We start from the raw sequence: 13,848 nt of genomic DNA on the forward strand, positions 1-13,848 counted from the left end.
ATATCCAGTAAATGCTCAAATGAAAACCCAATTGGTTGTTTTTTAATTTATTTGTGGAGAGCTTTCAGCTTACCGATTAAGTTCATTCTTTATTCGTTTAAAACACCGACTTTTCAGTTAATCAAGTCAAAGCAATAACTTAGGGGTTCGACTAATTTACAGCCAATAAAATTAAAAGGTTTGACCAGTTTCTGGTATCCTTGCAGCGCTTAAATTTTATCGCCTAGGCTTATTTCTATTGCCGTACTCATCTCTTTTTATAGAGAAGACATGCAAAGCGGAAACTGAAATAAGGTTAGGCCTGTTTGAATACCTATTGAGGCTGTGAACTTTATGTCTTCTGGACAATCATTTTCACGTTCATTACTAAAACTACCTTTATCGGTACTGGTAAAGGGCACCACAATCCCGTCGAACCCGATTGAAGATCTGAACATCGACCTAACTAAACCGATTGTATATGCCCTGCCGTTCCGCTCGAACGTGGATTTGCTGACACTGCAAAAACAAGCCATGAGCCTTGGTCTACCCGACCCGCTCAGCCCGCTGGAAATCAATGGCAAAACGCTGAACCGTTTCGTCTTTATCGCTGCGCGTCCAACTGTGATGAACAACGATAATGATGTCCCAACCGATTCTGTCTCTCTGTTCACTGACTTACTGGAACTGCACAAACTGGATAGTGAGTTGGATGTTCAAATGATCCCTGCAACCGTGCTTTGGGGGCGTAAGCCAGGTAAAGAAGAGAACCAAAAGCCTTACCTTCAACCGATGAATGGTCCGCAAAAAGCCAAAGCGGTAATGGCGGCGGGACGCGACTGCTTAGTTCGCTTTAGTCCCGTGGTATCTCTGCGTTATATGGCAGACTCTCACGGTACCGACAGCGCAATTGCGCACAAACTGGCTCGCGTGGCGCGTATCCACTTCTCACGCCAGAAACTGGCTGCTTCAGGCCCAAACCTGCCACAACGCCAAGTGTTGTTTGCTCGTTTACTAAAGTCTCCAGCTATTGAACTGGCGATTGCTGACGAAGCCAAGAGCAAAAACATCTCGATTGATAAGGCACGTAAAGAAGCCCACGACATCATGGATGAAATCGCTGCCGACTTCTCCTATAGTCTGGTGAAAAACGGCGACCGCATCCTGAGTTGGTTATGGACAAAACTATACCAAGGTTTGCACATCAATAACGCCTCGACTGTGCGTCGTTTAGCGCAAGACGGCCACGAAATTGTGTACGTTCCTTGTCACCGTAGTCATATGGACTACCTGCTGTTGTCTTATGTTTTATACCATGAAGGCATGGTGCCTCCGCACATTGCGGCAGGCATTAACTTGAACTTCTTCCCGGCCGGTCCGCTTTTCCGTCGTGGTGGGGCGTTCTTTATTCGTCGTAGTTTTAAAGGCAACAAACTGTACTCAACCATTTTCCGTGAGTATCTAGCTGAGCTGTTTGCCAAAGGCTATTCAGTCGAGTACTTCAGTGAGGGTGGTCGTTCACGTACAGGTCGCTTACTGCAAGCGAAAACGGGTATGCTGGCTATGACCATCCAAGCAATGCTACGTGGTCTAAACCGCCCAGTAACACTAGTGCCGGTCTACATCGGCTACGAGCACGTGATGGAAGTGGGCACTTACGCGAAAGAGCTGCGTGGCAAACGCAAAGAGAAAGAAAACGCAGGGCTTGTACTGCGTACTCTGCGTAAACTGCGTAACTTTGGTTTGGGCTATGTGAACTTCGGTGAGCCAATTCAGCTCAACCAATACTTGAACGAGCATGCTCCTGAGTGGACGAAAGACATCGACAGCATGGGTGGTAACAAACCACAATGGATGAATCCTGTGGTCAACGACCTTGCTAATAAGATGATGACGCACATCAATGATGCGGCGGCAGCAAACGCGTTGACCTTGTGTGCAACCGCACTGCTTGCTTCTCGTCAACGTGCACTTTCTCGTGACTCGCTGATCAATCAGATCGAGTGTTACTTAAAGCTACTCAAAAATAATCCGTACTCAAGCACCTCCACTATCCCTACCGAAAGTGCTGAGGAGTTGGTTGATCATGCAATTTCGCTTGATAAGTTCGTGATTGAAACCGATAGCATGGGTGACATCATTTCGCTGGACCGTAGCCAATCGATCCTGATGACTTACTATCGCAACAACATCATTCACTTGTTCGCTCTGCCGTCATTAATTGCCCAAATGCTCATTCGTCAGCGCAACCTTTCGGTAGCCAAGATTCAAGCGAATGTCGCACAAATCTACCCATTCTTGAAGAAAGAGTTGTTCTTAAGTTACCAAGAAGACGAGTTGGATGAATTGGTCGTTAAAACACTGCATGAATTTGCCGATCAGAAAATGATTAGTCTTGATGGTGATAAGCTAGAGATCAATCAATCGAACAACCAGCCTTTGGTTCTGTTAGGTCGAACGATAACTGAAACGCTGCAACGCTACTCTATCGCGATGAACTTGCTTGTTGCTTACCCTGAACTCGGTAAATCGGACCTAGAGCAGAAGAGCCAAGATATTGCTCAGCGCCTAGGGCGTTTGCACGGTATTAATGCGCCAGAATTCTTCGATAAAGGTGTGTTTACCGCGATGTTCAATACGCTCAAACAGCAAAAATACCTCGATAACGATGGTAACTGTGACACGAAGAAAACGCAGCAATTTGCACGACTACTGTTCACTCTGCTTTATCCAGAAGTGAAACTGACGATCGAAGAGAGTATTCACCAACTTCGGTCGTAACCGTTTTATCTTCTTTCAATAAGAAAAAAGGCATCCAATCGGATGCCTTTTTCTATTTCTTCGCTTACCAAAATGCGACCAGTAACCCTATCGCTATCACCATGCCAACATAATTGTTGTTAAGGAAAGCCTTAAAGCACAACTCACGCTCACGGTGACGAATTAAGTGCTGCTGATAAACAAACAACGACGCTGCAATCAAAAGGGTCCAGTAGTAACTTTGTCCCAATTGATAGAACTGCCCTAACCAAACCAACATCGCGAGTGTAATCAGTTGCAACACACCAATAATAAGCTTGTCATGACGACCAAACAGAATTGCCGTCGATTTAATGCCAATCTTTAGATCATCATCTCGGTCTACCATCGCATATTGAGTGTCGTACGCAATGGTCCACAAAGCGTTAATGAGGAACAAAAACCAAACAATCAATGGTAATTCCCCAGTTTGTGCAGCCCAAGCCATTGGAATCGCCCAGCTAAAAGCCAAGCCTAAAAATAGCTGTGGAATATGAGTGTAACGCTTCATAAATGGATAGATGAACGCCAACACAATACCAGCGAAGGATAGCTGAATCGTCAGCGGGTTCATGGTCAGCACTAACAAAAACGAGCTGATACCCAAAACCAAAAATAATCCAATCGCTTCTTTTGCTGTCACTTTCCCTGATGGCAGTGGACGTTGTTTGGTACGTTTTACATGGCCGTCGACTTTGCGGTCAGCAAAATCATTAATCACGCACCCCGCACTACGCATTAGGAATACCCCCAATACAAACACGATAAATACATCCCAACTCGGCATCCCTTGGGCTGAGATAATTAGCGCCCAAATCGTTGGCCACATCAGTAACAGTGAACCAATCGGGCGATCCATGCGCATCAGTTGCCAATATGCTTTGGCTTTTTCTGCGGACATTTACACTGTCTCCTTAGCGTAAACTGGTGAATTAGATAAGAATAACTCGGCGACTAGCATCGGTTTGTGATTCATCCACAACCTTGAGCGTCGCGCTAACAAACGTCCTTCTGGTACGGCTACCCATCCCATTTGCAAAGAGTCCCGCTCAACGTTATCTGCGCTGAACACAGTTAGTCCTAATGGGATATCCCCTTGTTGAGCCAAATCGTACTGCTGATCAACTAAGGTTGAGCGAGGAATCAATGTCCGCCCAATAACCCAGTTATTATTGTCACCGCACAAAATTACCTCTCTCAGTAAGCAATCTTGTTCGGACAATAACTGGCTTTCGTCCTGTTTTAATGTCGCTGCTGTGACGATCTGATTTTGTAGCAATTCTACCGTTAACGCTTGGCAGTGCTGTTTTAAACGACGTGACAAAGACCCTTGCTCTTCAAGCCAGTGCTTGGCAAATTCATTTGGAAATTCGAATTCTTCGGGGTTTTGCCACTCTACTTCCAATAAAGAAGCAAGATAGAGTGATGTTGGCTGATTCATACTAGTATTCAATTGGAGGCTTTATGCGTACAATAAAGCAACAACTTACCGTCCATAGTAATGTATGTAACCGTAAGTTCCGTTATTTGTTATAGACGGCCCATTGTATCAAGACTGAAGCGATTCGAATATCGCGATCCAGAGAAAGAAAAGTTAGAAATATGTACAAACGTTATATAGCCCAAATTATTTTTGCGTTAACCATACTATTCGCCGCACCAAGTTGGGCTGAAACGGAAGAAGCTGGACCTAAGTTGGCATACTTTACCCTAGAGCCTGACCTCACTACTAACTTTTATACCAAAGGCAAAAAGTTAGGTTATGTGCAAGTGCGCATCGACATCATGGTAATGAGTCAACAAGATTTATCAGTTGTTGAGCATCACCAACCTTTGATTCGCGATGCAGTGATTGAATTATTGGGTAAGCAAACAGAAGATACGATTAAGTCCCTGTCTGGCCGAGAAGATCTGCGCAAAACCTTAGTGACGACCCTCAACGAAACGCTTTTGCCTGAAACAGGTAAAACCATCATTGCCGATTTGTTGTTTACAAAATACCTTTATCAATAAACCCAAATCCGTTTTGAACATAAAAAAAGACCGCTCTTGAGCGGTCTTTTCATTTCATCTGCTTTAGGCTTGCTGTTGGTATTTCATCTTGCCTGAATCAAACAGCGCAATCGCCATCCCCGACAGTAGCCCAACTAAGTGAGCGGTGTTTGCAATCGCCATAAATGGCTGCACAAAACCAAGAACTAACCATACCAACATAAAGACGATAATTGGCTTGGGTAGCGTAAGGCCTAAATGTGGCAAGCGGTAACCCAATATCCACAAATAACCAAGCAGTGCATAGACCACGCCAGACAAGCCGCCGAAGTTAGCCCCTTCAACATAGAACTGGCCTGCCCCTGAAAGCGCTGCCGACACCACAAAGAGTTGCAATAGCTTACCGGAACCGAGACGACGTTCGATGTCGCCACCCAACTGCCACCACCATAGTAAGTTAAACACGATGTGAGTTACTGAAAAGTGCAGTAACGCATGACTTAGCCATCGCCACACTTGCCATTGTTGCCCCTCAAAAGCCGGGAAGTGCAACAACTTAAACACGCCATTGCCAAAGCCAAACATTTGTAACAAGTAGATGATGATACAGACTGTCATGATCAGCAAAGTCATGGGGCCAGCTTTCGCTTTGACCATGCTTATGATACTCGGGCTGGAATAATGAAATGTGCTCTTACGAGTATCGGCAACGTCCCACGAGGCGGCGCTGTATTTTGAATCAGACGGGTTAGCAAGGAACAGCTTAAGTTCGGCTTCCGCTTCTATTTCATGCTGGCTATCAGTCAGCCACAGCGCAAATTGCCCATCCACTTCTGGCATCATTTCGATGTCAATTTGGCGAGAGGCCATATAATCAATAAAGGCTTGCGCCATACGTGGATTATTTAACGTTACCAATCTCTTCATTAACTTCTCACTATCGGTAGTTCTGCTCGATGCCAGGCTTCAAAGCCACCATCTACACTGTACACCTGTTCAAAGCCTTGGTTAACCAAATATTGCGCCGCACCTTGGCTACTAATGCCGTGGTAACACATCACTAGAATAGGTTGTTCGAACTCCACTTCATCCATAAACGCAACGATCGTATCGTTAGTTAAGTGATACGCGGACTCCGCATGCGCAACGGCAAACGATTGAGGGTCACGGATATCTACAAGCTTCGCATCACCCTGCTCGAGCAGCGCTTGCGCACCTTGTACATCGATATGCTTAAACTGATCCATTTACTTTCTCATTGTCTTATTAATATACCCAAGCAACCTCGAACCTAACGTACTAATCAGCGCCCGTGGTACAGCATAAAATCCATATTTGAAGCTGCTTGGGTATACTGCCGCTATTGTAACCTATCCAACGGCAAACTTAGACACATGGATAATCAGGGTTTTCAAAAGTGTACACATTCCAACCATTTGTGGATAAAGCTGTGAATTGCGTTGATAAAGTGTATTTGGATCTTTTGATCCACAATATGTAGTGATGATCCTGATCTAACTGTGTGTATATCTATAACTATCCCCAGATGGAAAAGTGCTTGAATCCCTTATTTTGTCCGGGTTTCGAACAGTTGATAAATAATTACTTCACAGAGTTATACACAGGTAGCACATAAAATCCGGATCGCAAACGCTATCGATTTTCGATCGACAATAAAAAAGCCGAGATCACATGATCTCGGCTTTCTATGAAAATCTTACTTTCAATTAGCAGTGGAAATTAAAATTCACCCACGGCCAATTTTAGTTTCTTCATTGCATTTTTTTCTAGCTGGCGAATACGCTCGGCGGAAACACCGAACTCATCAGCTAAGTCTTGCAATGTTGCTTTCTCATCATCTAACCAACGAGAACGCACGATGCGCTGACTACGCTCATCCAAACTCGCTAATGCATGACCCAAGCGATTGTTGGTGTGCATTTCCCAGTTGGCGGCTTCAATATTGTCGGCCACATCAGACGATTTGTCTTCTAGGTATAGCATCGGCGCTGTGTAAGCGTTTGAGCTGTCGTCTTCATCAGTTGGCATATCAAAGGTTGAATCCACCGCCGCTAAGCGTGATTCCATCTCGCGAACTTCAGAAGGCTCAACACCTAACTCGCGCGCAACGGTTTCCACTTCACCGTTGTTAAACCAACCCAAGCGCTTTTTCGACTTACGCAGGTTGAAGAACAATTTACGTTGCGCTTTAGTGGTCGCAATTTTCACGATACGCCAGTTACGTAGCACGTATTCGTGGATCTCTGCTTTGATCCAGTGGACAGCAAAAGAAACCAAGCGAACCCCTACTTCTGGGTTAAAACGCTTAACGGCTTTCATTAGACCGATGTTACCCTCTTGCACAAGATCCGCCATTGGCAAACCGTAGCCAGAGTAACCACGAGCAACGTGAACAACGAATCGTAGGTGCGAAAGAATTAGACCTTTTGCAGCCTCAATCTCACCTTTATAGTGTAATCGTTCTGCCAGCTCACGCTCTTCGTCTGCAGTCAGCATTGGGTAGCTGTTTACTGAGCGAATATAGCTATCAAGGCTATCTTGCGTGACTAGAGCCATCGGATACGCTTCTTTTGTCATTCAATTCCTCATCAATCTCTGATCTGGAGCATTACATTGCAATTTAGCTTCGATATCTTGAACTCAAAATGAACAAGTTTCAAGAAGGGGAAGCAATTATCCATAAACATTTGGTCTAAGCAAGGGTTCAAAATTAGCTAGTGCTAATGAAATCCAAGTAATAAGACCGCCATCACTTAAACTGGTTCAATTTCTTTTAAATGTCGTTGCGCAGAAAAACGCGCCGCAATACATCCCAAAAGACTCCCAATGATGATTAATAACAAAGATTCATCCCAACTTAGACCAATCAGGCGGAACTGGCTATCGTACAACGCAGCAAGGTCTTCCACCGCACTATTCATGACAATGGTCACTAAAGCCGTTACCAACCACGCAATAGTGGCACCTAACACGCCAAACCACATACCTGTGTACAAGTAAGGGCGCAGAATAAAACTGTCCGTCGCACCGATCAGTTTCATGGTTTGAATCTCTTCTTTATTCGCCAGCACATTAAATCGCAATGTATTGCCAACGATTAAAAATACCGCACCGAGCATCAGCACTGTCAGGGTAATGACAATAATACTCGCGAGAGTTTTGATGGCATCAAGACGCGCCAGCCAGTCTTCGTCAAGTCTCACGTCGGTCACATCTTGTTGCTCTCGAACGTCTTTGGCTAATGACTGAATATCACTTTTTAGCTCCGAATCTGGCGTAATCACCAACACACCAGGAAGCGCATAGCCACTTAAAAGACTGATAGCTTGGTCGAACCCTGCATATTGGCTTAAATCAGATAGACCTTGTTGCGGTGAAATATATTCTACCTCTTTTACCAAAGGCCAAGTTTCAATTTGATCTTTGAGAACCATAACTCGCGCATCCGGCATGCCTTCAACTAAGTAAGCACTAACTTGTGAAGGAGAAGCGACATCTTCCGCTGCCCCTGCAACGTTTTTCCCCAATAGATACAAACAAGCTGGCATGGCAAGTGCCATGGAGATGACCGCTAGGGTCAGAATGTTGCCTAGTGGTCGTTGCCATAAAGCGCTAAAAGAGGATTTAGCTTGTTTTGCGTGGACAGAGAAAAAACCATCGGTATTCGCACGCTTGGCACTGCGGCCTTTCCCCTTCTTTTGGGAGTGCTTGTTACCTGCCATAGTCTTCTACCTCACTTAGGAAGCCTTGGTTCAATTCAAAATGACGATACTGTGGGCGAGTGTTTACTAACCCCACATCGTGCGTGGCAAGTAGGATAGTCACGCCCGCACGGTTAAATTCTTCGAATAGACGCAACACACGGTTGGATAATTCTGGGTCAAGGTTACCCGTAGGCTCATCAGCCACCAGCAACGTTGGTCGATTAACCACAGCACGGGCAATACCGACGCGCTGTTGTTCACCACCAGAAAGTTGACTAGGTAGACAACGAGCTTTATCGAGTAAGCCCGTTTTATCTAACGCCGCAGAAACACGGCGTTTGATTTCGTTTTCAGAAATCGATTCGATACGCATTGGTAGAGCGACATTGTCGTACACACTGCGATCCATCAATAGGCGATGATCTTGAAAAACAATCCCAATATTGCGGCGCAAAAAAGGGATGTCTTTGCCTGGAATACGCGTGATGTCGTGGCCATTAAAATGGATTTTGCCATCGGTTGGTCGCTCTATCGCGCAGATCAATTTCAGCAAGGTACTTTTACCAGCCCCGGAATGTCCGCCTAAAAACGCCATTTCACCGCGCCTCAGGTGAAAATCGACTTTTTGCAGTGCTTGTCGACCACCTCGGTAAGCTTTGCTTACTTGCTGAAATTTGATCACCGTTGATTTCCTCTAACTCTTTTTATTCTTCACGACTAAACAGTGCGTCAATAAACTCTTGAGTTTCAAATGGACGCAAGTCTTCGATACCTTCACCCACACCAATGTAACGAATTGGAATACCGAACTGATCAGCAATAGCGAAAATTACGCCGCCCTTGGCTGTACCATCCAGCTTAGTCAAAGTAATCCCGGTTAGAGGGGCAACATCACTGAAAAGTTTCGCTTGGCTAATGGCATTTTGTCCTGTACCTGCGTCAAGCGTTAGCATGATCTCATGTGGTGCAGATTCATCAATTTTCTTCATCACACGTACAATCTTACGCAGCTCTTCCATTAGGTTCGCTTTGTTCTGTAGACGACCTGCTGTATCAGCAATCACCACATCCACACCACGTGCTTTTGCCGCTTCAATCGCATCATAGATAACAGAGGCACTGTCTGCGCCAGTATGTTGAGCAATCACAGGAACATTATTACGTTCACCCCACACTTGTAGCTGCTCAACCGCTGCGGCACGGAAAGTATCTCCCGCTGCAAGCATCACTTTTTTGCCTTGAGTTTGGAACTGCTTCGCTAGCTTACCGATGGTCGTGGTTTTACCCACGCCATTTACACCCACCATCAAGATGACGTAAGGCGTTTTGTTGCTATCGATTTCTAGTGGCTGTTCGACTTTAGAAAGAATCTCAGCCATTTCTTCTTTCAACAAACCATAAAGGGCTTCGCCGTCTTTCAGATCGCCACGTGTGGCTTTTTCTGTCAGGTTGTTGATGATTTTTGTTGTGGTATTCATGCCCACATCAGCAATAAGCAGTTGCTCTTCTAGCTCTTCAAATAAGTCTTCATCGATTTTCTTACCGCTGAACAGACCGAAGAAGCCAGCACCAATATTTGCTTTTGTTCGGCTTAGGCTGCGTTTAAGACGAGCAAAAAAGCTTTCTGTTGGCTTTTCTTGTTCTTGAACACGAGGCGCGGCCGATACGACTTCTGGCTCTTCTGCTTCTGCTTCTGCTTCTGCTTCTGCTTCTGCTTCTGCTTCTGCTTCTGCTTCTGCTTCTGCTTCTGCTTCTGCTGGGGCAGCCTCTGATTGTTTCTCTTCTTCTTCAAGTTCTGGTGTTGCTTCCGCTTGCTCAGCAACCGCTTCGGTTTGCTGCTCTTCAGAAGGCGCTTCCACTGCTTCTTCTTTTACTGTTTCTTCAGTTTTTGGTTTTGGGCTTTGTTCTTCGTCACCAAAACCTAGCCACGAAAGTAATCCGCGCTTCTTTTTTTCCGTCATCTGGGGCTATCCTAGATTGTTCTTTTATCTATTAATGACTCTTTTTTGACAAGATTATTATCTGTCTAAAAAAGGCTAATGACAAAGTTCTGAAAACTTTCCGATTAGGTAATTCTAATCTTATTAGTGTTACACTCTGTCATCTTGAATATTCTGGGCTGTATCCAAGCTCCAAGCTCATTGCTTGGGCGATTAGATATAGTATCACTTTATTAGCGGTCAAAAAATCTATGGTAAGACGTCGCCAGCAAAACTCATCACAAAAAAAGCCAACAACGGGCTTTGTTCGCATTATTAGTGGCTTATGGAGAGGCAGAAAACTTCCTGTACACGATGCTGAAGGCTTACGCCCCACGACCGATCGCGTCAAAGAAACGCTGTTTAACTGGTTAGCTCAAGATGTACCACAGGCAAAATGTCTCGACTTGTTTGCTGGCTCTGGCGGCTTGGGATTTGAGTCAGCTTCGCGCCAAGCAGAGCAAGTGACCATGGTTGAGCTAAACCCACAAGCTTTCCAACAGTTACAAAAGAATGTTGCCTCTCTTAACGCGAACAACATCCAAGTGGTAAATACCGACGCACTGAGTTTTTTGAAGCAACCGGGTTCTGCTCACCATGTGGTGTTTATTGACCCACCGTTTCGCAAAGGTCTATTGGATGAGACCGTGGCTCTGCTAGAACAAAATGGCTGGCTCGCGGAAGATGCGATGATTTATATTGAAACAGAAAAAGAACTCAATATTGCCGACTTACCAGAAAACTGGCAATTACATCGGGAAAAAACAGCAGGCCAAGTGAGCTATCGTCTGTACGAACGTACCTCCGCATAACGCCTCGATTTAAAAGGATACTTAAATGAAAGCACTAATTATGCTGGCCAAAGCGGCTATCGCCTTTGTTTGGTTAGTATTAATCCTAAATATTTTTATGCCCTTTCCCGGCAATGCCGCGATTGCGCTTTACATCATGACCGCTTTTTTGTTCATCATGCACGGTTTACAAATGGCCATCTTCATTGGTGCATTTGGCGACAAAATAAAAATGAGCAGTTGGGAAAAATATTCAATCCTGATTTTTGGTATTTTTGCCCTACTCGATATTCGTCGTAAACACATGATGTAATCGCTCAGATACGAAAAAGCCGCTCTTGTGAGCGGCTTTTTTTCTGCGTTTCGTTCGTCACCCAATGTAACTTTTTACACCATCCAAGAACATTTGAGTGGAGATCATCACCAGTAACAAGCCCATTAAGCGTTCTACCGCCTTCAAGCCACGTTCACCCAACAAGCGATTAAAGAAGCCATAAAACATCAGTATAAAAAATGTTGCGCCCCACGCAATTACGACTGATGCTGACATTTCCAACATTTTCTCTGGATGTTGCGAAGACAGTAAAAGCAAGGCTGCAATCACTGAAGGGCCTGCGATCATAGGAATGGCCATCGGAACAATAAAGGGCTCCTCGCCTGCTGCCAGTCCAGTGATGCTGCCAGCACTCGGGAAAATCATCTTAATCGCAATAATGAAGAGAATAATGCCACCAGAAATGCTGAGCGTTTCTGGCTGGACATGCAAAAAACTTAAGATGCTTTGTCCTGCAAACAGAAATAGCATCAAGATCAGTAAGGCAAACAGTAGTTCACGAATCAATACCTTACGACGACGCTTGGGGTCGATATGTTTGAGAATAGACAACACAATCGGCAAGTTACCGAGAGGGTCCATGATTAGAAACAGCATGGTCGCTGCAGAAAGAATGTCCATATTCTGGCCTCACCTAAAAAATGGCGGCCAGTGTATAGCAAACTGACAACATGAGTATATGACTGAGGGCGAAAACACCATATTCACCCTCGATCTTAGCCGCCGTTTAGTGATTGCAAACTCGCGCCATATTGACCACAAACTTACCTTCAAGCTCACGAATTTTGTCGCGCTTGAGCAAAAATGCTAGTAATGCATCTAAGTCTAGATCATTCAGTTTACAGGTGTGAAAGCGAACGCTAGCGCCAAAGTGCTGTGTGAGGGCTTCGCGATCCATTGGCGTTTCTCTAAGTAGGTTTAGCAGCTCGTGAGCATGGATTTCACTCATTATTGACTCCAGTTATTAAGAACAATGCGTTCAGTTTACTGAAATCCTCAAGAGCTGCTTTGACTTAAATTAGTAAATGATTGAGGCAACAATGAGGGCATGAGCAAAAAAGTAACTGCCACTCACCCACAAATAGGCGTGTTTCATCGGTTTTCGATAACCGTGTATCGCGTATGCCAGCGCCGAATAGATCAGAACTAAGGTTCCGCTAAAGCCGATAGCATTGGCGTAACTCGGCACTTGTAACCAAACTTCACCGGCAGCCCAAGCAAGTTGAACCAGCATCATCCCCATGATCACAACGGGGAATACCAGAGAGTCGAGTTGAGGTAGCAACAAAAAGAACGCTACGATACTCGCTGCAAGCAGCAGGGCCAACAGCCACCAGACAATCTCACCATTAAGCTGCACCCAAAATGACTTGCTGTAGCATACCTGGGCAACCAGATAAGCCGTAAAATAGATTAGCTTACGAGTTTTAAACGAGTGCAGCGTATCTGCCACCATAGACACAATAAGCCCACCCGCAATCCAGTAGGTATATGTTGCGGATGCACCTTGAGTTAACACCAACACAAGAAGAAGTAGTAGAGTAAAGATTTTAAACACGAGGGATTGTGTCGGGTTAGCTTGCTTTGCTCCCAACACGGAATACACACCTGATAGCCCTATCGCCAGCCAACTCCACATGCAGTATACACCTTTTACTTAAACTCGCCGCTAGTCTAGGTAGACCAGTTTTGATGTAAAGACGCAATCTACGAAAGTTGGATCTCGCTAGCGATTCGAAACATTTTGTAACCCTCAGCCTACGTAATAATAAAGCCGATGAGCCTGAATGATGCCACTAAACATTGGGGCCAAGCTTTGCTCATCAGCCGAACCCATCAAATCACACGACACAATAACCAACGCTTTCTAAAACTATTTAACTGAAAAACAGATAAGTGCTCCAGGTAAGCCGCCACTTCACAAACTGACGATTAAACCACCAGGATGTATGTAATGCAGGCAACAAGAATAAATAACAGACACAAAATAGAAAATAGTCTTAGTAGCGCCCTAAGAGAGGAAAAACTACTGATGACTAGGGGTAAAAACTAAGAAAACCGACCTTAATTCAGTAAAAAAAACATCAGACAAGAAAAGTAAGTCAATGATAAATAAAACCATAATTTCAATAATAGATAAAAGTGCGGACTTCATAAACCATAAAATCACTAAACACTTTTGAAGCCCATATTTTCTCATAAGGTAAGAAAATCTCACTCCATGCTTTCGATTTGACGATGCAACCTCA

15 protein-coding genes are annotated in these 13,848 nt (G+C 44.7%); 4 read left to right on the plus strand and 11 right to left on the minus strand.

Annotated elements, in window-relative coordinates; genetic code table 11:
• Positions 1 to 333 precede the first annotated feature (333 nt).
• Positions 334 to 2,760 carry a glycerol-3-phosphate 1-O-acyltransferase PlsB gene (gene plsB / locus R7O03_RS18760; protein WP_053307422.1) on the plus strand — a complete coding sequence of 809 codons (2,427 nt, stop codon included), beginning with the start codon at positions 334 to 336 and terminating at the stop codon, positions 2,758 to 2,760.
• A gap of 64 nt (positions 2,761 to 2,824) precedes the next feature.
• Here the strand turns inward: plsB and ubiA are convergent, their stop codons facing one another.
• Both ubiA and R7O03_RS18770 read right to left on the minus strand, forming a co-directional pair.
• Positions 2,825 to 3,679, minus strand: a complete 855-nt coding sequence (gene ubiA, locus R7O03_RS18765; RefSeq protein ID WP_005378684.1) for a 4-hydroxybenzoate octaprenyltransferase — start codon at positions 3,677 to 3,679, stop codon at positions 2,825 to 2,827.
• Positions 3,680 to 4,219, minus strand: a complete 540-nt coding sequence (locus R7O03_RS18770) for a chorismate lyase (RefSeq protein ID WP_005378686.1) — start codon at positions 4,217 to 4,219, stop codon at positions 3,680 to 3,682.
• Between the two features lie 161 nt (positions 4,220 to 4,380).
• Between R7O03_RS18770 and R7O03_RS18775 the strand changes: the two genes are divergently transcribed.
• A complete protein-coding gene (locus R7O03_RS18775) occupies positions 4,381 to 4,791 on the plus strand; it encodes a flagellar basal body-associated protein FliL (protein ID WP_005378687.1) in 411 nt (136 codons plus the stop codon).
• Between the two features lie 63 nt (positions 4,792 to 4,854).
• On the opposite strand, the gene glpG is transcribed toward R7O03_RS18775, so the two are convergent.
• The 6 genes from glpG to ftsY form a co-directional block, all read right to left on the minus strand.
• Complete coding sequence (gene glpG, locus R7O03_RS18780) at positions 4,855 to 5,697, minus strand: rhomboid family intramembrane serine protease GlpG (RefSeq protein WP_318131938.1); 843 nt, start codon at positions 5,695 to 5,697, stop codon at positions 4,855 to 4,857.
• Positions 5,697 to 6,017, minus strand: coding sequence for a thiosulfate sulfurtransferase GlpE (gene glpE / locus R7O03_RS18785; RefSeq protein ID WP_005378691.1), 321 nt, complete (start codon positions 6,015 to 6,017; stop codon positions 5,697 to 5,699). Before glpE ends, glpG begins: the two co-directional genes overlap by 1 nt.
• Positions 6,018 to 6,510: 493 nt before the next feature.
• On the minus strand, positions 6,511 to 7,368 hold the full coding sequence (gene rpoH, locus R7O03_RS18790; protein ID WP_005378693.1) for an RNA polymerase sigma factor RpoH: 858 nt from the start codon (positions 7,366 to 7,368) through the stop codon (positions 6,511 to 6,513).
• Positions 7,369 to 7,544: 176 nt separating this feature from the next.
• Positions 7,545 to 8,513 (minus strand): permease-like cell division protein FtsX, encoded by a 969-nt coding sequence (gene ftsX, locus R7O03_RS18795; RefSeq protein ID WP_005378695.1) that lies wholly within the window; start codon positions 8,511 to 8,513, stop codon positions 7,545 to 7,547.
• Positions 8,503 to 9,177, minus strand: coding sequence for a cell division ATP-binding protein FtsE (gene ftsE, locus R7O03_RS18800; protein WP_005378697.1), 675 nt, complete (start codon positions 9,175 to 9,177; stop codon positions 8,503 to 8,505). The genes ftsX and ftsE overlap by 11 nt, the downstream gene beginning before the upstream one ends.
• 22 nt (positions 9,178 to 9,199) lie before the next feature.
• Entirely contained in the window at positions 9,200 to 10,456 is a 1,257-nt protein-coding gene (gene ftsY, locus R7O03_RS18805) for a signal recognition particle-docking protein FtsY (RefSeq protein ID WP_318131939.1), read from the minus strand.
• 230 nt (positions 10,457 to 10,686) lie between these two features.
• Here ftsY and rsmD point away from each other — a divergent pair, with 230 nt between their 5' ends.
• On the plus strand, positions 10,687 to 11,286 hold the full coding sequence (gene rsmD, locus R7O03_RS18810; RefSeq protein ID WP_005378702.1) for a 16S rRNA (guanine(966)-N(2))-methyltransferase RsmD: 600 nt from the start codon (positions 10,687 to 10,689) through the stop codon (positions 11,284 to 11,286).
• Between the two features lie 25 nt (positions 11,287 to 11,311).
• Positions 11,312 to 11,578, plus strand: a complete 267-nt coding sequence (locus R7O03_RS18815) for a DUF1145 domain-containing protein (RefSeq protein ID WP_005378704.1) — start codon at positions 11,312 to 11,314, stop codon at positions 11,576 to 11,578.
• Positions 11,579 to 11,635: 57 nt separating this feature from the next.
• On the opposite strand, the gene R7O03_RS18820 is transcribed toward R7O03_RS18815, so the two are convergent.
• The 3 genes from R7O03_RS18820 to R7O03_RS18830 all read right to left on the minus strand — a co-directional run bounded on the left by R7O03_RS18820 (position 11,636) and on the right by R7O03_RS18830 (position 13,238).
• A complete protein-coding gene (locus tag R7O03_RS18820; RefSeq protein WP_005389671.1) occupies positions 11,636 to 12,220 on the minus strand; it encodes a YhgN family NAAT transporter in 585 nt (194 codons plus the stop codon).
• A gap of 106 nt (positions 12,221 to 12,326) precedes the next feature.
• Positions 12,327 to 12,548, minus strand: coding sequence for a YecH family metal-binding protein (locus R7O03_RS18825; RefSeq protein WP_005378711.1), 222 nt, complete (start codon positions 12,546 to 12,548; stop codon positions 12,327 to 12,329).
• A gap of 69 nt (positions 12,549 to 12,617) precedes the next feature.
• The gene (locus R7O03_RS18830; RefSeq protein ID WP_005389670.1) at positions 12,618 to 13,238 is read right to left on the minus strand and encodes a lysoplasmalogenase; all 621 of its coding nucleotides are present in this window, start codon (positions 13,236 to 13,238) and stop codon (positions 12,618 to 12,620) included.
• Positions 13,239 to 13,848: the final 610 nt, after the last annotated feature.

The organism is Vibrio sp. Vb2960 (assembly GCF_033337665.1).
GTDB classification, from domain to species: domain Bacteria; phylum Pseudomonadota; class Gammaproteobacteria; order Enterobacterales; family Vibrionaceae; genus Vibrio; species Vibrio alginolyticus.

Bases quoted from the DNA above. Each gene is read 5' to 3' on its own strand.
- glpE (WP_005378691.1), bottom strand. From the start codon at position 6,017: ATGGATCAGTTTAAGCATATCGATGTACAAGGTGCGCAAGCGCTGCTC.
- rsmD (WP_005378702.1), top strand. From the start codon at position 10,687: ATGGTAAGACGTCGCCAGCAAAACTCATCACAAAAAAAGCCAACAACG.
- R7O03_RS18815 (WP_005378704.1), top strand. From the start codon at position 11,312: ATGAAAGCACTAATTATGCTGGCCAAAGCGGCTATCGCCTTTGTTTGG.
- ubiA (WP_005378684.1), bottom strand. From the start codon at position 3,679: ATGTCCGCAGAAAAAGCCAAAGCATATTGGCAACTGATGCGCATGGAT.
- R7O03_RS18775 (WP_005378687.1), top strand. From the start codon at position 4,381: ATGTACAAACGTTATATAGCCCAAATTATTTTTGCGTTAACCATACTA.
- R7O03_RS18820 (WP_005389671.1), bottom strand. From the start codon at position 12,220: ATGGACATTCTTTCTGCAGCGACCATGCTGTTTCTAATCATGGACCCT.
- R7O03_RS18770 (WP_005378686.1), bottom strand. From the start codon at position 4,219: ATGAATCAGCCAACATCACTCTATCTTGCTTCTTTATTGGAAGTAGAG.
- glpG (WP_318131938.1), bottom strand. From the start codon at position 5,697: ATGAAGAGATTGGTAACGTTAAATAATCCACGTATGGCGCAAGCCTTT.
- ftsX (WP_005378695.1), bottom strand. From the start codon at position 8,513: ATGGCAGGTAACAAGCACTCCCAAAAGAAGGGGAAAGGCCGCAGTGCC.
- R7O03_RS18830 (WP_005389670.1), bottom strand. From the start codon at position 13,238: ATGTGGAGTTGGCTGGCGATAGGGCTATCAGGTGTGTATTCCGTGTTG.
- R7O03_RS18825 (WP_005378711.1), bottom strand. From the start codon at position 12,548: ATGAGTGAAATCCATGCTCACGAGCTGCTAAACCTACTTAGAGAAACG.
- plsB (WP_053307422.1), top strand. From the start codon at position 334: ATGTCTTCTGGACAATCATTTTCACGTTCATTACTAAAACTACCTTTA.
- rpoH (WP_005378693.1), bottom strand. From the start codon at position 7,368: ATGACAAAAGAAGCGTATCCGATGGCTCTAGTCACGCAAGATAGCCTT.
- ftsY (WP_318131939.1), bottom strand. From the start codon at position 10,456: ATGACGGAAAAAAAGAAGCGCGGATTACTTTCGTGGCTAGGTTTTGGT.